Here is an 18,780-nt window from a genome sequence, read left to right on the forward strand (position 1 = left end):
TGATGGCCGGGCACGCGCCCGACGGGCCGGGCCTGCTGCGCAACTTCGTCGGCGGGGAGTTCGTCGACGCCGGCCGCCGCTTCACCAAGCGCAGCCCGGTGACCGGTGAGCCGGTGTTCGAGGTCATCGAGGCGGCCGAGTCCACCGTGGACGACGCGGTGGCCGCCGCCCGGGCGGCGCTGCGCGGCCCGTGGGGCCGGATGGGGGAGCGGGAGCGCGCCGAGGTGCTGCGCCGGGTCGCCGACGAGCTGGAACGCCGCTTCGACGACCTGGTCACCGCCGAGGTGGCGGACACCGGCAAGGCCATCTCGCAGGCCCGGACGCTGGACATCCCGCGCGGTGCGGCGAACTTCCGCGCCTTCGCCGAGATCGTCGCCACCGCGCCCACCGAGTCGTTCACCACGGTCACCCCGACCGGCGGCCGGGCGCTCAACTACGCGATCCGCAAGCCGGTCGGCGTGGTCGCGGTGATCGTGCCGTGGAACCTGCCGCTGCTGCTGCTCACCTGGAAGGTGGCGCCGGCGCTGGCCTGCGGCAACGCGGTCGTGGTCAAGCCCAGCGAGGAGACGCCCGCCTCGGCGACCCTGCTCGCCGAGGTGATGGCCGCCGCCGGCGTGCCCGAGGGCGTGTTCAACCTGGTGCACGGCTTCGGGCCGGGCTCGGCGGGGGAGTTCCTCACCCGGCACCCGGACGTCGACGCGATCACCTTCACCGGGGAGTCGGCCACCGGCAGCGCGATCATGCGGGCCGCGGCCGACGGGGTGAAGGCGGTCTCCTTCGAGCTGGGCGGCAAGAACGCCGGGCTGGTCTTCGCCGACGCCGACCTGGACGCCGCGGTGGCCGGGTCGGTGCGGTCCAGCTTCACCAACGGTGGTCAGGTGTGCCTCTGCACCGAACGCATCTACGTGCAGCGCCCGGTCTTCGAGGAGTTCACCGCCCGGCTGGCGAAGCGGGCCGCCGAACTGCCGTACGGGTGGCCGGCCGACGAGGCGACCGTCAACATGCCGCTGATCTCGCACAACCACCGGGAGAAGGTGCTCGGCCACTACGAGCTGGCCCGTACCGAGGGCGCCGACGTGCTGGCCGGGGGCGGCACGCCGCGCTTCGGCGACGCCCGCGACGGCGGGGCGTACGTGCAGCCGACCGTGCTCGCCGGGCTCGGGCCGGACGCCCGGACCAACCGCGAGGAGATCTTCGGCCCGGTCGTGCACGTCGCGCCGTTCGACGACGAGGACGAGGCGTACGCGCTGGCCAACGGCACCGAGTACGGCCTGGCGGCGGCGGTCTGGACCCGGGACGTGGGCCGCGCCCACCGGGCCGGCGCCCGGCTCGACGCCGGCATCGTCTGGGTCAACACCTGGTTCCTGCGCGACCTGCGCACCCCGTTCGGCGGGGTGAAGGCCTCCGGCATCGGCCGCGAGGGCGGCGTGCACTCGCTGGACTTCTACTCCGAACTCACCAACGTCTGCGTGGACCTGTCATGACCGTTGATTATGAACTCGCCGCCCGGGAGCTGACCGAGGCCCGGGAGAGCGGCAAGCCCTGCCCGCCGCTGCGCGGGCGGCTGCTCCCGGAGGGGGACGTCACCTCGGCGTACCTCGTGCAGCAGGTGCAGGTGCGGGAGTGGCTGCGGCGCGGCTACCGGCGGGTCGGCGCGAAGATCGGCCTCACCTCCCGGGCGGTGCAGGAGAGCTTCGGCGTCTACCAGCCCGACTTCGGCGTGCTGACCGAGGAGATGGCGGTGCCGGACGGCGTCGAGGTGGCGCTGGACCGGCTGCTCCAGCCCCGGGTGGAGGCCGAGATCGCCTTCGTGCTCGGCGCGGACCTGCCCGACGAGCGGATCACCACCGCGGACCTGACCCGGGCGGTCGACCACCTGCTGCCGGCCATCGAGATCGTCGACTCCCGGATCGCCGGCTGGGACATCTCCATCGTGGACACGGTCGCGGACAACGCGTCCAGCGGGCTGTTCGTGCTGGGCACCACTCCCCGCCGGCTGGCCGACGTCGACCTGCGGCTCGCCGGCATGGTCCTCGAACACGCCGGGGAGCCGGTCTCGGTGGGCGCCGGGGCGGCCTGCCTCGGCAACCCCCTGCACGCGCTGGCCTGGCTGGCGCAGACCCTCGCCCGCTCCGGCGATCCGCTGCGCGCCGGCGACGTGGTGCTCTCCGGTGCGCTCGGCCCGATGGTGCCGGTGACCCCCGGCGCGGCGTACGAGGCCCGGATCTCCGGCCTCGGCTCGGTACGGACGTGCTTCTCGAAGGGCGGTGACCAGTGACCACCGGTGTGGCGGTGATCGGTTCCGGCAACATCGGCACCGATCTGATGATCAAGGTGCTGCGGCTCAGCGACACCCTGCGGATGGTCGCGATGGCGGGCATCGACCCGGCGTCGGACGGGCTGGCCCGGGCTCGCCGCCTCGGCGTCGCCACCACCGCGGAGGGCGTGGACGGGCTCGTCGCGATGCCCGAGTTCGCCGACGTGGAACTGGTCTTCGACGCCACCTCGGCCGGCGCGCACCGGCACAACGACGCGGTGCTGCGTGCCCACGGCCGGACCGTGGTCGACCTGACCCCGGCGGCCGTCGGCCCGTACGTGGTGCCGCCGGTCAACCTCGACGAGCACCTGCACGAGACCAACGTCAACATGGTGACCTGCGGCGGGCAGGCGACCGTGCCGATCGTCGCGGCCGTCGGCCGGGTCACCCCGGTCGCGTACGGGGAGATCGTCGCCTCGATCGCCTCGAAGTCGGCGGGCCCGGGCACCCGGGCCAACATCGACGAGTTCACCGAGACCACCGCGCGGGCCATCGAGGTGGTCGGTGGCGCGGAGCGCGGCAAGGCGATCATCGTGCTGAACCCGGCCGACCCGCCGCTGCTGATGAGGGACACGGTCTACTGCCTCTGCCCGGACGCCGACGCCGACCGGGCGGCCGTCGCCGCCTCGGTGGCGGACATGGTGAAGAGCGTCCAGGAGTACGTCCCGGGCTACCGGCTCAAGCAGGACGTGCAGTTCGACCGGATCGACACGTACGTGCCGTCGCTCGGCCGGCACCTGACCGGGTTGCAGGTCTCGGTCTTCCTGGAGGTCTCCGGCGCCGGGCACTACCTGCCCGCGTACGCCGGGAACCTGGACATCATGACCTCGGCCGCGCTGCGCACCGCGGAGCGCCTGGTCGCCCTGCGTTCGGCGGTGACGGCATGACGGATCTGTACATCCAGGACGTGACGCTGCGGGACGGCATGCACGCCATCGCGCACCGGTACACGGTCGACCAGGTGCGGACGATCGCCGCCGCACTCGACGCCGCCGGGGTGGCCGCCATCGAGGTGGCGCACGGTGACGGGCTCGCCGGGTCCAGCGTCAACTACGGCCACGGCGCGGCCGGCGACGCCGACTGGATCGCGGCGGCGGCCGAGGTGCTGACCACCGCGAAGCTCACGACACTGCTGCTGCCCGGCATCGGCACCATCGCCGACCTGAAGGCCGCGAAGGCGCTCGGCGTGACCAGCGTACGGATCGCCACCCACTGCACCGAGGCCGACATCTCCGCCCAGCACATCTCCTGGGCGCGCGAGAACGACCTGGACGTCTCCGGGTTCCTCATGATGTCCCACATGAACGACCCCGCCGGGCTCGCGGCGCAGGCCAAGCTCATGGAGTCGTACGGGGCGCACTGCGTCTACGTCACCGACTCCGGCGGCCGGCTGCTGATGTCCGACGTGGCCGAGCGGGTGGACGCGTACCGGCAGGTCCTGGCCCCGGAGACGCAGATCGGCATCCACGCCCACCACAACCTGTCCCTCGGGGTGGCCAACAGCGTGGTGGCCGTCGAGCACGGCCGGATCCTCGACTCCACGCCGGCCGGTCCGGACGCCGCGCACGGGCGGACCGTCCGGGTGGACGCCTCGCTCGCCGGCATGGGCGCCGGCGCCGGCAACGCGCCGCTGGAGGTCTTCGTCGCGGTCGCCGAACTGCACGGCTGGAAGCACGGCTGCGACGTGTTCGCGCTGATGGACGCCGCCGAGGACCTGGTCCGCCCGTTGCAGGACCGGCCGGTGCGGGTCGACCGGGAGACGCTCTCCCTCGGGTACGCGGGCGTCTACTCCAGCTTCCTCCGGCACGCCGAGCGCGCCTCGGCGAAGTACGGCGTGGACGTCCGCTCGATCCTGGTCGAGCTGGGCCGGCGCCGGATGGTCGGCGGCCAGGAGGACATGATCGTGGACGTGGCGCTGGACCTGGCCGGCCGCACGAAGGGTGGGACAGCATGATCGGGCCGGACATCACCGGGATCGCCGGGAAGCTGGGCGCGGCGGCCGACACCGCCACCGCGATCCCGCAGCTCGCCGCCGAGACCGGGCTCGACGTCGACACCGCGTACGCGGTGCAGACCGCCCTGCTCCAGCGCCGGCTCGACCGGGGCGAGCGGCTCGTCGGCCTGAAGATGGGGCTGACCAGCAAGGCGAAGATGGCCCAGGTCGGCGTGGACGAGGTGATCTGGGGCCGGCTCACCGACGTGATGCGGGTCCCGGACGGCGGCACGGTCTCCGTCGGCGACTTCATCCACCCCCGGGTCGAGCCGGAGGTGGCGTTCCTGCTGGACCGGCTGCCCGAGCCGGGCGAGCCGGTCGCCGACTTCGCCGACGCGGTCCGCGCGGTCGCCCCGGCGATCGAGCTGATCGACTCCCGGTACGCGAACTTCACGTTCTCCCTGCCCGACGTCATCGCCGACAACACCTCCGCCGGCGCGTTCGTAATCGGGCCGTGGTGCCCGGTGCCGGACGGCCTCGACAACCTCGGCGTACTGCTGGAGATCGACGGGCGGACCGCCCAGGTCGGCTCGACCGCGGCCATCCTCGGCGACCCGCGTCGCGCGCTGGACGAGGGCATCCGCCTCGCCGGCCGGCACGGCGTCCGGCTGCACCAGGGCTGGATCTTCCTGGCGGGCGCCGCGACGGCGGCCGTCCCGCTGCGGCCCGGCGCGCACGTCCGCGCCGTCGTGGAGAAGCTCGGCACCGCGTCGCTGAAGGCGGCAGCGTGAGCCCGCAGCCGCGAACCGAGGCCGGCCCGACCGCCCGGGTGGTGGCCGGCAAGGCCGTGCCGCGCGGGACGTTCCCGCACGTCAAGGTCGCCGGTGGGTTCGTCTTCGTCTCCGGTACGTCCTCCCGCCGGCCGGACAACACGTTCGCCGGTGTCGAGGTGGACGAGTTGGGGACGACCAACCTGGACATCCGGGTGCAGACGCGGGCGGTCATCGAGAACGTCCGCGACCTGCTGCGGTCGGTCGGCGCGGACCTCGCCGACCTGGTGCAGGTCACGTCGTACCTGGTCAACATGAACGACTTCGGTGGCTACAACGAGGTGTGGGCCGAGTTCTTCGACGCGAGCGGCCCCACCCGGACCACGGTGGCCGTCCACCAGCTGCCGCACCCGCACCTGCTGATCGAGATGCAAGCCGTCGCCCTGCTCCCCCAAGGAGGTCAGTCGTGAGTGAGATCGCCGAGCCGTTCAGCTTCCCCGGGTGGATCGCGGAGAACCAGCACCTGCTGAAGCCGCCGGTGGGCAACAAGGAGATGCTGCCGGGCAGCGACGACTTCATCGTGATGGTGGTCGGCGGCCCGAACCAGCGCACCGACTTCCACGTCGACCCGTACGAGGAGTTCTTCTACCAGGTCAAGGGCAACATGCACGTGAACCTGATGCTCCCGGAGGGGCCGCGGACGGTGCACATCCGCGAGGGTCAGATGTGGATGCTGCCGCGCAACACCCCGCACTCGCCGCAGCGCCCGGAGGCCGGCTCGATCGGGATGGTGATCGAGCGGGTCCGCGAGGAGGGGACGCTGGAGAAGTTCCAGTGGTACTGCCCGTCGTGCCACGCGAAGGTCCACGAGGTGGAGCTCCAGGTCCGCGACATCGCCGCCGACCTGCCCCCGGTCTTCCAGGCGTTCTACGCCGACGAGAAGGCGCGCACCTGCGACAACTGCGGCGCGCTGCACCCGGGCAAGGGCTGATGCGCGCACCGGTGGTCGACGTGCACACGCACGTCGTACCGAAGGGGTGGCCGGACCTCGGCGCCGCGTGCGGCGGGTCCGGCTGGCCCTGGTTGCGGGTCGACTCCGAACGCGCGGCCATGATCATGGTCGGTGAGACGGAGTTCCGGCCGGTCGGTGCCGCGTGCTGGGACGCGGACACCCGGCTGGCCGACATGGCCGCCGACGGTGTCGACGTCCAGGTGGTCTCGCCGACGCCGGTGTTCTTCTCCTACGACCGCCCGGCCGACCAGGCGGTCAAGGTCGCCCGGATATTCAACGACCTGACCCTGGAGGTCACCGCCGCCGGCGGTGGGCGGCTGGTGCCGTTCTGCCAGGTGCCGTTGCAGGACCCGGAGGCTGCCTGCGCCGAACTGGACCGCTGTCTCGCCGCCGGGCACGCCGGCGTGGAGATCGGCAACCACGTCGGCGACCGCGACCTGGACGACGGCGGGATCGTCGAGTTCCTGACCCACTGCGCCGAGGTGGGCGCGCCGGTCTTCGTCCACCCGTGGGACATGCCGGGCGGGCCGCGGCTGGACCGCTGGATGGCCCGCTGGCTCACCGGGATGCCCGCCGAGACCCACCTGTCGGTGCTGGCGATGATCCTCGGCGGGGTCTTCGACAAGGTGCCGGAGACGCTGCGGATCTGCTTCGCGCACGGTGGCGGCAGCTTCCCGTTCTGGCTGGGCCGTGCCGACAACGCCTGGCACCGGCGCGGCGACCTGGTACGCGGCGCCTCCGCCGCGCCGCCCAGCGCGTACGTCGACCGGTTCCTCGTCGACTCGGTGGTGTTCGAGCCGGCGGCGCTGCGGCTGCTGGTCGACACGATGGGGGTCGACCGGGTGCTGGTGGGCAGCGACTACCCGTACCCACTGGGGGAGCGACCGGTCGGTGCGGTGGTGCACCGGTCCGACTTCCTCGCCCCGGACGAGCGCGACAAGCTGCTCGGTGCCAACGCGCTGCGCTTCCTGCACGGAGCAGAGGGCGCGCGGTGACACCTCGTGCCCCCCGGCCGGCGCAGCGTCGTGCCCCCGGCCGCGCCGGGAATGACCGGCGGCAACGCTTCGGCGCGTGACGAGTGCGTCCAGGTCGGCCGCCGGGCAGGATGAGAGCATGGCCGAGCCGCACGACCTCACGGCGCTGGAGCAGGCCGCCGCGATCGCGCGCGGTGAGCTGACCAGCCGGCAGGTGGTCGAGCACCACCTCACCCGGGTGGCCGCGCTCGGCGACACCGTCGGCGCGTTCGTCACGGTCACTCCGGAGGCGGCGCTCGCCGCCGCCGACGCGGCCGACGCGGTTTCCGCCGACGCGCGCGGGCCGCTGCACGGCGTGCCGACCGCGATCAAGGACCTGACGCTCACCGCGGGCGTCCGCACCACCTTCGGCTCGGTCGCCTTCGCCGACTTCGTGCCGCCCGTCGACGCGGACGTGGTCCGGTTCATGCGCGCGGCCGGCCTGGTCAGCCTCGGCAAGACCACCACGTCCGAGCTGGGCTGCTCGCTCTACTCCGAGGGCCTGGTCGCACCGCCGGCCCGCAACCCGTGGAATCTCGGGTACACGGCGGGGGGCTCCAGCGGCGGCGCGGCGGCCGCGGTGGCCGCCGGGCTGGTGCCGGTGGCCCAGGGCTCCGACGGCGGCGGCTCGCTGCGCATCCCCGCGTCGATGTGCGGGCTGGTCGGCTACAAGCCCAGCCGCGGGCTGGTCTCCGGCGGGCCGATCGGGTTCGGGGCGTACGGTCTGCCGACCAACGGCCCCATCGGGCGGACCGTCGCCGACGTCGCCGCGCTGCTCGACGTCCTGTCCCAGCCGGTCCTCGGGGAGCCCTACCTGGCGCCGCTGCCACCCGCCGGCGGGTGGGTCGCCGCGGCCCGCGCCGCCGAGCCGGGACGGCTGCGGATCGGGCGCTTCACCACCCCGATGCTCGCGGACGAGCCGGTGCACCCCGACTGCGTCGCCGCCGTGGACCGGGCCGCTGCCCTGCTCACCGCCGCCGGCCACGAGGTGGTCGAGGTGCCGCCGCCGCTCACCGCGTCGGCGTGGCCGCTGTTCGAGATCGTCTGGTACGTGCTGGCGCTCGCCCCGGTGCCGCCGGAGCGGGAGAGCGTGCTGCTGCCGCTGACCCGGCTGCTGCGGGAGCGGGGCGCCGCCGTCTCCGCCGCCACCCTCACCGCCACCCTCGGCGAGCTCCAGGCACAGGTACGCCTCGGCGTGCGCCGCACCGCCGGCTGCGACCTGCTGCTCTGCCCCACGCTCGCGGCGCCGCAGGCGTCGGTGGGCTGGTTCACCGAGGGCCGGGACCCGGCGGAGGACTTCGACCGGCAACGGCGGTTCTCGCCGTACTGCGCCATCTTCAACGTGACGGGCGATCCGTCGGTGTCGCTGCCGGTCGGCGTCACCGCCGACGGGCTGCCGGTCGGGGTGCTGCTCAGCGGCCGGTACGGCGACGACGCGCGGCTCATCGCCACCGCTGCGCAACTGGAGCACTACGGTGGCGGGTGGGACCGCCACCCCGCAATTTGGCGTGCCGTCGGCTCCGCTAACGTGAATACCACAAGCGGGGTCGGGGAATCGTCTGCTTGATCGTCCACCCGACCCGGGATTCCTGGTCTCTCTTTCGCCTGGGGGCGTTGGGTTTGTCTGTAACCGAGACGTTGCTGGTCTTCGTCGGCATCCCGGCGGCCGCGGTGCTGGTGATCGCCGGTCTGGCGTACGCCGGCAACCGCGACGGCGGTGGCGGCGGAAAGCGCTACCGGCCGGGTCGGCCCTTCGACTTCACTCCGGTCTGGTTCCTGAGCCGCCCGGAGGAGCTGGCCGACTCGGCCGGCACGGTGCTGGCTGCCGGTGCGCAGGCGCCCGCGCTGACCAGCCGCAAGCAGGAGCAGGCCGGCATCGAGGCGCCGGCCGGTGGAACCGGAGGCGCAAGTGACCGTTGGTGAGGTGCAGCCACAGGCCGGGACGGGGAACCCGCCGGACGTTCTGGACGGGCCGTTCTCGACCCGCCAGCTGCTGCGCATCGACGAGGCGCTGCGCCTGGCCGACCAGGGCACGGGTCTGGTCTTCTCGGTCTTCGTCGGCGGTCTCGACGAGCCGATCCGGGAGCACGCCGAGCGGCTGCACCGCCAGCTCGCCGAGCCCGACCGGTCCGTGCTGATCGCGGTCTCGCCCAACCAGCGGAAGCTGGAGATCGTCACCGGGAAGCACGCGCGCAAGCGCATCCCCGACACGTACGTGAAGCTCGCCGCGCTGTCCATGGTCGCGGCCTTCGGCGGCGGCGACCTGGCCGGCGGCATCGTCACCGGCCTCGACCAGCTCGCCAGCCACGCCGGCAAGGGCTGAGCCACCCTCCTTACGACGACGAGGCCCGGTCCGCCGTTGCGGACCGGGCCTCCGTCTGTCGAGACTTGCTCAGCGTGGCCAGGTGCTCGGATCGAGGCGCATGGCCCACGGCTCGTCGACCTCCACCGGGTCGTCCGGCCCGGCTCTGCCGAGAAGCTCGTAGTGGTCATCCTTGCCCAACTGGTAGCGGTAGACCACCGGGCCGAAATCGCCCCGCTCCACCCGCCAGTAGGACCGGATCCCGGCCTCGGCGTAGAGCGCGGGTTTGGTGAATCTGTCGTGTCGACGGCTGTTGGGTGATTCGACCTCGACGACCAGCGCGACATCGGCTGGATCCGCCCACATCCGGTCGCGCGGCGCTCCCGGTTTCAACACTGTGATGTCCGGAATCAGGTTGCCGTCAGGTATGCGTACACCGATTTCACGGATCACCCGCCACCCCGTTGGAGTCGACAGCCGCAGCGCCATCCGGATGTCGTCCGCCAATTCGTGGTGATCCGGTCCGGCGGGTGGGGTCACGTGCAGGCTCCCGTCGACGAGCTCGTAGCGGTTCCCGTTCTCCGGCAGGTCGAGCAGGTCCTGCTCGCGCCAGCGTCTCTCGGGTGGGCGCCACTCGTAGGTCGGCTGTGCCATCACGTCCACCTCCCTCTGCCACGATAGCGGGCGGGGCCGGCGTGGGCCTCCGCCCACGCCGGCCCCGGGCCGCGCACCCCAGCTCAGGCGCTCTGCGTGTCCTTGGCGCGGGCCTTGAGCGCCCGCATGACGCCGTCGCGGCCCTCGGCGACCAGCCGCCGCAGCGGCGCCGGGTGCCCCTCGCCGGCCAGCCAGGCGTCGGTCGCCGCCACGGTGTCGTCCTCGACCAGGTACGCCGGGTACGCGAGCTGCGCGAACTCCTGCGCGGGCTCGCTGTCCCGGCTCGCCCAGACCTGCGCGACGGTGGCGAAGTACCGCTCCCGGTAGGGCCGGACCAGCTCCACCTGGGCCGGGTGGGCGAAGCCCTGCAGCAGCGCCCGGTGCCGCCAGTTCGGCAGCGGCTCGGGGCTGGTCAGCTGCGCCCAGACGGCCGCCTTGTTCTGCGGGGTCGGCACGAGCGCGTGCGCGTACGCGGCCTCCCGCTCGCCACTGGCGGTGCGGTCGGAGGCCAGCTCCGCGTCGATGTCGGCCGGGCCGGCCGCGCCGTTGGCCACCAGTGCGGCGAGCACCGACCAGCGCAGCTCGGTGTCGACGGTCAGGCCGGCCGGCACGCCGGCGCCGTTCAGCCAGCCCCGCAGCGTCGCCAGGTCCTCGGACGAGCGGGCGGCCGAGGCGTACGCGCGGGCCCAGGCGAGCTGGAAGCCGCTGCCGGGCTCCGCGGCGGCGAGGGCCGTCTTCGCGGTCCGGGCCAGCTCGAGCCAGCCGGTCGGCGCCCAGGCCGGGTCGGCGTAGAAGGTCAGCGCGGTGGTCGCCTGCCGCAGGGTGGCCGTGACCAGGTTGATGTCCGTCTCGGCGGGCAGGCCGGCGAGCGCCAGTGCCAGGTAGTCGCGGGCGGCCAGTTCCGCGTCGCGGATCATGTCCCACGCGGCGGTCCAGCAGAGCGCCCGGGCGAGCGACGACTCGAAGCCGGCGATGTGCTGCACCACGGTGGCCATGGACCGCTCGTCCAGCCGCAACTTCGTGTACGTGAGGTCGTCGTCGTTGAGCAGCAGCACGTCCGCCGCGCGGACGCCGGACAGGTCGGCCAGCTCGGTCGCCTCGCCGGTGACGTCCACCTCGACGCGCTCGCGGCGGACCAGCCGGCCGTCGGTGAGGTCGTACAGGCCCACGCCGATCCGGTGCGTACGCAGCGTCGGGTGGCCGGCTGGCGCCTCCTGGCGGACCACGACCCGCTCGTAGTTGCCGTCGGCGCCGATCGTCACCTCCGGGCGCAGCGTGTTGACCTGCGCCGTCTCCAGCCACTGCGCGGCGAACTTGCGCAGCTCCCGCCCGGAGGCCGCCTCCAGCTCGGACAGCAGGTCGTCGAAGGTGGCGTTGCCCCAGGCGTGCTTGCCGAAGTACGACCGCAGGCCGGCCAGGAACGGCTCCTCACCGACGTACGCGACGAGCTGCTTGAGCACGCTCGCGCCCTTGGCGTACGTGATGCCGTCGAAGTTGACCTCGACCGCCTCCAGGTCCGGCATCTCCGTGTAGACCGGGTGGGTGGAGGAGAGCTGATCCTGCCGGTAGCCCCAGTTCTTCCGGATGGACAGGAACGTGGTCCACGCGTCGGTGAACCGGGTGGCGTTGGTGTTGCACCAGTGGCTGGCCCACTCGGCGAACGACTCGTTGAGCCACAGGTCGTTCCACCAGCGCATGGTGACCAGGTCACCGAACCACATGTGCGCCATCTCGTGCAGGATCGTGTTGGCGCGCTGCTCGTACTCGAAGTCGGTGACCTGCGAGCGGAAGATGTAGTGCGACTCGGCGTGCGTGACGCAGCCGAAGTTCTCCATCGCGCCGGCGTTGAAGTCCGGCACCCAGAGCTGGTCGTACTTCGGCAGCGGGTAGCGCACGCCGAAGTTCTCGTGGAAGAAGTCGAAGCCCTGCTTCGTGATGAGGAACAGGTCGTCGGAGTCCAGGTGCGGCGCCATCGAGGCCCGGCAGAAGACGCCCAAATCGATGCCGTCGTGGCTGTCCCGGACCTCGTGGTACGGGCCGGCGCACAGCGCGGTGATGTACGTGCTCATCCGCGCCGACTCGACGAAGTGGACCGTCTTCAGGCCCTCACCCGCCGCCTCCTCCCGGTCGACCGGCATGTTGGAGACGACCTTCCAGTGCGCCGGCACCGTGGCGTGCCAGGTGTAGACGCTCTTCAGGTCGGGCTGGTCGAAGGCGGCGAACACCCGCTGGGCGTCGGCCGTCTCGAACTGGCTGTACAGGTAGGTCTCACCGTCGACCGGGTCCACCGTGCGGTGCAGCCCCTGCCCGCTGTTCGAGTACGCGAAGTCGGCGTCGACGACGAGCGTGTTCTCCTCGGCCAGCCCGGGCAGGGTCAGGCCCTTCTCCGCCGACCAGCCGCTCAGGTCCAGCGGAGTGCCGTTCAGCGTCGCGGACCGCACGGAGTCGGCGGCCACCTCGATGAACGTGCTGGCACCGGGTTCGGTGCACCGGAACCGGATCTCGGTGGTCGACCGGAAGGTGCGACCCTCGGCCTGCACGGCGCTCGACAGGTCCAGACTGATGTCGTACCCGGTCACGTCGAGCAGGCGGCCCCGCTCGGTGGCCTCCACCTGCGTCAGGTTGCGCACTCCCGGCACTGTTCGTCTCCATCTCTCGTCTCGCCGTACACCGACCGCGGCGCCGTCCGGCGACCGTTCGTGACGGCCGCGCTGATCGAGTCTTGCATGCGTGCGGCCCTCGCGGTGGGCGAGGTCACGCTCTCATTCCGGTGTCGCGCGTCGGATGCCGGGGCGAAGATCGGTGCAGGCGCCGGGAACCGGCGTCACCCGTCGTGAAGGGACCACACCGTGAGCGAGCGTGTCACCGTCGACATGTGGTTCGACCCCATCTGCCCGTGGGCGTGGATCACGTCCCGCTGGCTGCTGGAGGTCGAGCGGGTCCGGGAAGTGGACATCCGCTTCCACGTGATGAGCCTGTCGGTGCTCAACGAGGGCCGGGACCTGCCCGAGCAGTACCAGGAACTCATGCGCACCGGCTGGGGCCCGGTGCGGGTCTGCATCGCCGCCGAGCAGCGGTACGGCACCGAGTCGCTCCGCGACCTCTACACCGCGCTCGGCACCCGTATCCACCTTGGCCAGGAGAAGCTCTCCGCGGAGCTGTTCGCCGCCGCGCTGTCCGACGCCGGCCTGGACCCGGCGCTGTCCGAGGCCGCCGACGGCACCGGGTACGACCAGGCGCTGCGCGCCAGCCACGAGGCCGGCATGCGACCGGTCGGCACCGACGTCGGCACCCCGGTCATCCACGCCCCGGGCCCGGACGGCTCCCCGGTCGCGTTCTTCGGCCCGGTGATCACCCCGGCCCCCAAGGGCGAGGCCGCCGGCCGGCTGTGGGACGGCGTGCTCCTGGTCGCCGGCACGCCCGGTTTCTACGAGCTCAAGCGCTCCCGCGAACTCGGCCCCATCTTCGACTGAGGTGGAAGCAGGGGCCCCTTCTTAACGCCTCGCGTTGTAGAGGGGGCCCTTGTTAACGCTGCGGTGCCCGGCGGCGGCACCGTCACCCCGCCTCGGGCGGATTCGTTGGCCTCCATGTCCGCCGCAGCGACCCGCAGGGCCGCACCCCGCAGCTCGTGGAGGCATTCCTCATGGCCAAGCACCGTACGTCCGGTGACGAACCGTCGACCCGGGACGAGGCGAGCGACGACCCCGCGTACTGGTCGGTCGACGACTCCCGCTGGCCCGCGGTCCGTCCCGACCTCCCCACGCACATGGTGGACCTGCTCGCCCCGCCGATCGTGGTCGGCGTGGCCCGCGTACCGGCCACGTCGAAACTGACCCCGCCCGACGCCACGGCCCCGGACCAGGCCCCCGTCGCCGTCGCCCCCCGCCGGCCCGTCGCGCCGGTACCGGCCGGCCGGCACCGCCGGGCGCTGGAGCGCTGACCAGCCGTTAACAAGGGCCCCCTGCTATGCGCGTTAAGAGGGGGCCCTTCCTTTCCCGGGGCCTTTCACCTGGTGGGCGGGAGCGCGGGTCCGTCGTACGGCGGCGGCCCGCACCGGTAGCGTCATCGGACATGACGGTCGTCCATCCGATCGCCCGGGCCTGGATCACCACCGGCGGCACCGGCGCGCAGAACTACGACGAGTTCGCCGACGACGCGGAGATCACCGCGATCATCGAGGCGAACCCGCACAGTGCCCTCGGCATCGAGATGCCACACCGGGCCCCGGAGAGCCTGGGGAAGTCGTTCCTGGACGCGCTGCCCGACGCGGTGGCCCGGCTCGCCGAGGCCAAGGCGGACGGCAGTTACACACCCGCCGAGCAGGTGGTGATCCTCTACCGGATCAGCGCGCCGGGGGAGGAGCCCGCGTACGGGCTGTTCGCCATGGTCGACACCGACCAGATCTCGACCAGGGCCGACGAGCCGGGCCTCGTGATCCGCAACGAGGATGTCTTCATCGCCAAGGTGCGGGAGCGGGTGGCCCTCGCCGACGCATTGAGGCACCTGCTCTCGCCCGTACTCCTGCTCCAGACCGGGCGGGGCGACGAGCTGCACGCCGCGCTCGCGGCGGCGACCGACGCGGCAGGGGCGCCCGCCGCGACCGACACCGACCAGGCCGGCCGCACGCACGCCATCTGGCTGGTCGGCCCGGGCCCGCAGCAGGACGAGCTGACCGCCCTGGCCGGCGGCGGCGAACTGGTCGTCGCCGACGGCAACCACCGCAGCCTCGCCGCCCAGACCGGCGGGCTGCCGCGCTTCCTGGCCGTGGTCACCACGCCGGCTTCGGTGGCCATCCAGCCCTACAACCGGCTGGTCAGCGAACTCACCACCAGCCCGGAGGAGCTGCTCGACCGCCTGCGCGCCGCCGGCGCCGAGGTCACGCCGATCGACGGCCCGGTCGAGGTCCCGGCGGCCGGTGGCACCGTCCATCTCCGGCTCCCCGGCTCCGGGTACGCCGTACGCCTGCCCCACGTCGGCACGGGCCGCCTGGAGAACCTGGACCACGCCCTGGTCGAGCGGCTGTTGCTGCGGGACGCGCTGGGGCTGGACCCCGGCGACAAGCGGATCACCTACGTCGGTGGCGACTACCCGGCGAGCTGGCTGACCGGCGAGGTCGACGCCGGTCGGGCCGAGCTGGCCATCCTCGTCGCGCCGGTGACCGTCGACGACTTCGTCGCGGTGAACCTCGCCCGGGAGAAGATGCCGCGCAAGAGCACCTGGTTCACCCCGAAGGCGCGCGGCGGCCTGGTCGTCGCCGAGCTGGACCTGTGACGAATCCGCCTCCGTGCCGCCGCCCGCGCGCCGGCACGGAGGCGGGCCTGTCAGACTGCGCGGTATGCGCGTCTACCTGGGATCCGACCACGCCGGTTTCGAGCTGAAGGTGCATCTGACCAATCACCTGGCCAAGCAGGGGTACGACGTGGTCGACGTCGGCCCGCACGCCTACGATCCGGACGACGACTACCCGGCGTACTGCCTGCACACCGGTGACCGGGTGGTGGCCGACGCGGGGAGCCTCGGTGTCGTCATCGGCGGCTCGGGCAACGGCGAGCAGATCGCGGCCAACAAGATCACGGGGGTGCGGGCGGCGCTGGCCTGGAACATCGAGACCGCGCAGCTCGCCCGTGAGCACAACGACGCCAACGTGGTCGCGGTGGGCGCCCGGCAGCACACCCTCGACGAGGCGACCGCGATCGTCGAGGCGTTCCTGACCACCTCGTTCTCCGGCAACGAGCGCCACGCCCGCCGCATCGGGCAGATGGCCGACTACGAGAACACCCGGAAGCTGCCGCCCCTGCCCTGATCCGGCGTCGCGTCCGGGGTCAGCGGCGGGGGAGGTCCTCCCGGGGCGTCCAGTTGCGGCGAACCAGGACCACGCGGGTCTCCGCCTCGGCCATGTCCTGCTCGGTCGGGCGGGCGGCGTCCCGCGCGCGCATCGCCGCGGTCACGCCCACCTGAGACGACCCCGAGCCCACCAGGCCCCGCAGGCCGCGCTCCCCCTCCTCCGGGCCGCCGCGACGGGTGCGCGGCGGCCCCTCGCCGTCGTGCGCCCCGGGCGTCGTCACGCTCGGCCCCTCGGCGCCACCGTCGGCGTGGTGCCGGTGCCGGCGCCGCCGTCGTTCCACGTCACCCATCAGCCGACCGTACCGCCCGGCGAGGCTCAGAACACCTCCATGCCGGCCGGGGCGCGGTGCCAGCCGAAGGCCGGCCCGACCGTCGCCAGCACGCCGGGCCGCAGCTCGCGTACGCGCCCGGCCGCGGCGAGCGCGCCCACCGTCGCTCCGCCCAGGTAGAGCTCGCCCAGGCAGCGGATGTCGCAGGCCAGCTCCGCCGGCCCGTCGCCGGGAACGCAGGTGGCGCCGTCCGGGCCGCCGGTGAGCCGCCACCGCCCGGCGTTCTCCGGCAGCAGCTCGTCGGCGACCTCCAGCACCACGTCGACCGGGGTCGCGTACCGGCGGGCGGCGAGCGCGGCCGGCAGGTCGACCACCCGCAGCCACAGCCCGTCGACCAGCCTCGCGCCGAGCCGGCGTGGCTCGTTCACCAGGCGCAACAGCGGCTCGTCCAGCGCCCCCGTGCGGTACGTGAGCCGCCGGGTCAGGTCGAGGGAGAGCAGCAGCCGCCACATCGCGAGGTACGCCGCCGGACTGCCGGTCACCACCTCGTCGACGGTGGTGAGCCCGTTCGGGCCGGTGGCGTCCCACTCGCTCTTCGTGCGGAAGAGCGCGTACCCGTCCACCCCGTCCGGGCCCTCGTGCAGGACGGCCCGGCGCTCGGTGGCGCCGCCGCGCTGGGCCGGCGGGTCGGCCAGCACGTAGTTCCACCACACCTCGCCGCGGCTGGACCAGCCGGGTCGGTCGGGGCGTACCGCGTCGTACACCCGGGCCAGCTCGGCGCGGCAGTCGACCGCCCGGGCCAGGCGGAGCCGGCCCTCGGCGGACGTCGGGCCCGGCAGGCGCAACTCGACGGTCTCGCCGTCGATGACGAGGCGCTGCGCGGCCAGGCCGTAGCCGTAGCGCGGGTAGATCCGGCCCTCGCTGGCCCAGAGCACCGCGACCGGCTCCCGGCCGGCGTCCCGCGCCTCGCGCAGTTGCCGTCGCATCATCTCGGTGAGCAGTCCCCGGCGGCGGTGCGTCGGCGCGACCCCCACCATGCTCACGTGCGCGGCGGGCAGGCGGGCCCCCGGCACGGTCAGCTCGCGCGTGAACGTGGTGGCGCTCGCCACGAGCGCGGAGCCGTCCCGGACGAGCAGGGTTCGCTCCGGCTCCAGGAGGGTCTTCTCGACCGCCCACGACTCGGCGTCGAAGCCGCCGTGGAAGAGTGTGCCGAGGAGTTCGCCCAGCTCGTCGAACTCCTCTTCCCGGGCGGCCGTGAAGGGCAGTGGGGGATTCGTCATGGTGCTCTGTCTAGTCGACCGGTCCGCTCCCGACGACCGGTTTGAGCGCTGGATACCCTCGATACTCAGACGGGGCCCGCTGGTCCCCGTCGGTCCAGGGGAGGGGACGACATGGGCGACCAGACACAGCCGTGGGCCGAACGGACCGTCGAGGTGCCGCCGCAGCCGGGGGTCGGCGTGCCGCAGCAGCGGGACGCCTTCCGGCGGGGGGTGGCCCCGGTCGGACGGTCCGGGACGCCCCGTACCGAGCCGTTCCCGGTGGTCGAGGAGCCGACCGGCACCGGTTGGCCGGGCGCGGCGGCTCCGCGCCGCCCGATGAGCTGGCACATCTCCCAGCTGCGTCGGGGTGGGGAGTGGAGCGCCGCCGGCGTGCTCTTCGCGTTCGTCTGCTGGGGGATCTGGGCGATCTCCGGCGGCGGTGATCTCGTCGCCCCGCTGCTGATCTTCGTGCTGAGCCTGCTCGTCGCGGCGGGCCTGTTCGCGCTCGCCCGGCTGGTCGGTCGCGTGGTGCTGGAGCAGCGCCTGGGCCGGGTGCGGCACAGCGCACGCGGCGCGCACCTGGTGACGGCGGTCTTCCTGACCGGCCTCGGTGTCGCGTGGCTCCAGCAGACGGAGTGGGTCGTTTCGGCCTGGAACTGGATCACCAACAACTAGGCCCGAGGCGGCCCTCGGGACCGTCCTCCGGACGCCCGGGCGGGCCGGCGATCCGCCGCCCGCCCGCGCGTCCGTCGCGGGGTGTCGCGACCCCGTCGTCCTCCCACCAGGTCCGCGGGCGCATACCCCTCGTGACGCGGATCATCCCCGCCGGCCGGGGCGGGTCGCCGGCCGATCAGTGCGTGCCGCCGCGTCCCTCGGCGTCGGCCTTCGGGGAGGCGACCCGCGCCGCCGGATCCTCGACGCCCGGCTCGCCGCCGTCCGGGTCGACCATGCCGTCGTACGCGTAGCGGACCCCGTCGTCGTCCTGCTTCGTGCTCCGCACGTAGCGGTGCATCATGCCGTCGATCTCCACCTCGATCAGGGCGTCGCCGCGCGTGTCGATGGTGCTGCCGTCCTGGGGCCACCGATGAGGTGTGCTGTCGTATTCGTGTCCATGCCGACGCCGTACCCGGGTCGCTCCGGTGCAAAACGGGCCTGCCGGACCGTCGCTTCCGGTCGCCTTGAGCCAGCGTTGACCGGGGCTCGCGAGAATCGACCGCCGTAGAACGGAAGCGCTGCACCCCGAGGAGTCCCCTTGACGTACGCATCCATGACCGGGCCGGTCGCCGGCGGGCCGGCCGACCGCCCGGGGCGCCGGCTGTTCACGTCCGAGTCGGTCACGGAAGGCCACCCCGACAAGATCGCCGACCAGATCAGCGACGGCATCCTGGATGCGCTCCTCACGGAGGA

At 73.1% G+C, this 18,780-nt stretch carries 22 protein-coding genes; 17 read left to right on the top strand and 5 right to left on the bottom strand.

What is annotated here, in order from left to right:
• Positions 1–2: 2 nt before the first annotated feature.
• From ACTMS0_RS19710 to ACTMS0_RS19760, 11 genes are all read left to right on the top strand, one after another.
• Entirely contained in the window at positions 3–1,484 is a 1,482-nt protein-coding gene (locus ACTMS0_RS19710; protein WP_441156710.1) for a 2-hydroxymuconic semialdehyde dehydrogenase, read from the top strand.
• On the top strand, positions 1,481–2,278 hold the full coding sequence (locus ACTMS0_RS19715) for a 2-keto-4-pentenoate hydratase (protein WP_441156674.1): 798 nt from the start codon (positions 1,481–1,483) through the stop codon (positions 2,276–2,278). Before ACTMS0_RS19710 ends, ACTMS0_RS19715 begins: the two co-directional genes overlap by 4 nt.
• Positions 2,275–3,204, top strand: coding sequence for an acetaldehyde dehydrogenase (acetylating) (locus tag ACTMS0_RS19720; RefSeq protein WP_441156675.1), 930 nt, complete (start codon positions 2,275–2,277; stop codon positions 3,202–3,204). The genes ACTMS0_RS19715 and ACTMS0_RS19720 overlap by 4 nt, the downstream gene beginning before the upstream one ends.
• Positions 3,201–4,271 carry a 4-hydroxy-2-oxovalerate aldolase gene (dmpG, locus tag ACTMS0_RS19725; RefSeq protein ID WP_441156676.1) on the top strand — a complete coding sequence of 357 codons (1,071 nt, stop codon included), beginning with the start codon at positions 3,201–3,203 and terminating at the stop codon, positions 4,269–4,271. The genes ACTMS0_RS19720 and dmpG overlap by 4 nt, the downstream gene beginning before the upstream one ends.
• Entirely contained in the window at positions 4,268–5,041 is a 774-nt protein-coding gene (locus tag ACTMS0_RS19730; protein WP_441156677.1) for a 2-keto-4-pentenoate hydratase, read from the top strand. The genes dmpG and ACTMS0_RS19730 overlap by 4 nt, the downstream gene beginning before the upstream one ends.
• The gene (locus ACTMS0_RS19735) at positions 5,038–5,490 is read left to right on the top strand and encodes a RidA family protein (RefSeq protein WP_441156678.1); all 453 of its coding nucleotides are present in this window, start codon (positions 5,038–5,040) and stop codon (positions 5,488–5,490) included. Before ACTMS0_RS19730 ends, ACTMS0_RS19735 begins: the two co-directional genes overlap by 4 nt.
• Positions 5,487–6,011 (top strand): 3-hydroxyanthranilate 3,4-dioxygenase, encoded by a 525-nt coding sequence (locus ACTMS0_RS19740; protein WP_168001515.1) that lies wholly within the window; start codon positions 5,487–5,489, stop codon positions 6,009–6,011. Before ACTMS0_RS19735 ends, ACTMS0_RS19740 begins: the two co-directional genes overlap by 4 nt.
• Positions 6,011–7,027, top strand: coding sequence for an amidohydrolase family protein (locus ACTMS0_RS19745; protein ID WP_441156679.1), 1,017 nt, complete (start codon positions 6,011–6,013; stop codon positions 7,025–7,027). Before ACTMS0_RS19740 ends, ACTMS0_RS19745 begins: the two co-directional genes overlap by 1 nt.
• A gap of 118 nt (positions 7,028–7,145) precedes the next feature.
• Positions 7,146–8,612: an amidase gene (locus tag ACTMS0_RS19750; RefSeq protein ID WP_441156680.1), complete on the top strand. Its 1,467-nt coding sequence runs from the start codon at positions 7,146–7,148 to the stop codon at positions 8,610–8,612.
• Between the two features lie 47 nt (positions 8,613–8,659).
• A complete protein-coding gene (gene ctaJ / locus ACTMS0_RS19755) occupies positions 8,660–8,968 on the top strand; it encodes an aa3-type cytochrome oxidase subunit CtaJ (RefSeq protein WP_441156681.1) in 309 nt (102 codons plus the stop codon).
• Complete coding sequence (locus ACTMS0_RS19760) at positions 8,955–9,368, top strand: DUF5130 family protein (RefSeq protein ID WP_441156682.1); 414 nt, start codon at positions 8,955–8,957, stop codon at positions 9,366–9,368. Before ctaJ ends, ACTMS0_RS19760 begins: the two co-directional genes overlap by 14 nt.
• A gap of 69 nt (positions 9,369–9,437) precedes the next feature.
• Here ACTMS0_RS19760 and ACTMS0_RS19765 read toward each other — a convergent pair whose 3' ends face one another.
• Positions 9,438–10,001, bottom strand: coding sequence for a Uma2 family endonuclease (locus tag ACTMS0_RS19765; RefSeq protein ID WP_441156683.1), 564 nt, complete (start codon positions 9,999–10,001; stop codon positions 9,438–9,440).
• Between the two features lie 83 nt (positions 10,002–10,084).
• Entirely contained in the window at positions 10,085–12,631 is a 2,547-nt protein-coding gene (gene pepN / locus ACTMS0_RS19770) for an aminopeptidase N (protein ID WP_441156684.1), read from the bottom strand.
• Between the two features lie 219 nt (positions 12,632–12,850).
• Between pepN and ACTMS0_RS19775 the strand changes: the two genes are divergently transcribed.
• From ACTMS0_RS19775 to ACTMS0_RS19790, 4 genes are all read left to right on the top strand, one after another.
• The gene (locus tag ACTMS0_RS19775) at positions 12,851–13,474 is read left to right on the top strand and encodes a mycothiol-dependent nitroreductase Rv2466c family protein (protein ID WP_441156685.1); all 624 of its coding nucleotides are present in this window, start codon (positions 12,851–12,853) and stop codon (positions 13,472–13,474) included.
• Between the two features lie 170 nt (positions 13,475–13,644).
• Complete coding sequence (locus ACTMS0_RS19780; RefSeq protein WP_441156686.1) at positions 13,645–13,941, top strand: hypothetical protein; 297 nt, start codon at positions 13,645–13,647, stop codon at positions 13,939–13,941.
• A gap of 131 nt (positions 13,942–14,072) precedes the next feature.
• Complete coding sequence (locus ACTMS0_RS19785; protein WP_441156687.1) at positions 14,073–15,272, top strand: DUF1015 family protein; 1,200 nt, start codon at positions 14,073–14,075, stop codon at positions 15,270–15,272.
• A gap of 64 nt (positions 15,273–15,336) precedes the next feature.
• The gene (locus ACTMS0_RS19790; protein ID WP_441156688.1) at positions 15,337–15,804 is read left to right on the top strand and encodes a ribose-5-phosphate isomerase; all 468 of its coding nucleotides are present in this window, start codon (positions 15,337–15,339) and stop codon (positions 15,802–15,804) included.
• 19 nt (positions 15,805–15,823) lie between these two features.
• Here ACTMS0_RS19790 and ACTMS0_RS19795 read toward each other — a convergent pair whose 3' ends face one another.
• Positions 15,824–16,135, bottom strand: coding sequence for a hypothetical protein (locus ACTMS0_RS19795; protein WP_441156689.1), 312 nt, complete (start codon positions 16,133–16,135; stop codon positions 15,824–15,826).
• 26 nt (positions 16,136–16,161) lie between these two features.
• The gene (locus ACTMS0_RS19800) at positions 16,162–17,394 is read right to left on the bottom strand and encodes a GNAT family N-acetyltransferase (protein ID WP_441156690.1); all 1,233 of its coding nucleotides are present in this window, start codon (positions 17,392–17,394) and stop codon (positions 16,162–16,164) included.
• Positions 17,395–17,505: 111 nt separating this feature from the next.
• Here ACTMS0_RS19800 and ACTMS0_RS19805 point away from each other — a divergent pair, with 111 nt between their 5' ends.
• The gene (locus ACTMS0_RS19805; RefSeq protein ID WP_441156692.1) at positions 17,506–18,048 is read left to right on the top strand and encodes a hypothetical protein; all 543 of its coding nucleotides are present in this window, start codon (positions 17,506–17,508) and stop codon (positions 18,046–18,048) included.
• Positions 18,049–18,223: 175 nt separating this feature from the next.
• Here ACTMS0_RS19805 and ACTMS0_RS19810 read toward each other — a convergent pair whose 3' ends face one another.
• The gene (locus ACTMS0_RS19810) at positions 18,224–18,403 is read right to left on the bottom strand and encodes a hypothetical protein (protein WP_441156693.1); all 180 of its coding nucleotides are present in this window, start codon (positions 18,401–18,403) and stop codon (positions 18,224–18,226) included.
• Positions 18,404–18,640: 237 nt separating this feature from the next.
• Here ACTMS0_RS19810 and ACTMS0_RS19815 point away from each other — a divergent pair.
• Positions 18,641–18,780 (top strand): S-adenosylmethionine synthetase N-terminal domain-containing protein (locus tag ACTMS0_RS19815; protein ID WP_441156711.1); only part of this gene is annotated, 140 nt, incomplete at its 3' end.

This window comes from Micromonospora sp. H33 (genome assembly GCF_052068455.1).
In the GTDB taxonomy this organism is placed as follows: Bacteria; Actinomycetota; Actinomycetes; order Mycobacteriales; family Micromonosporaceae; genus Micromonospora.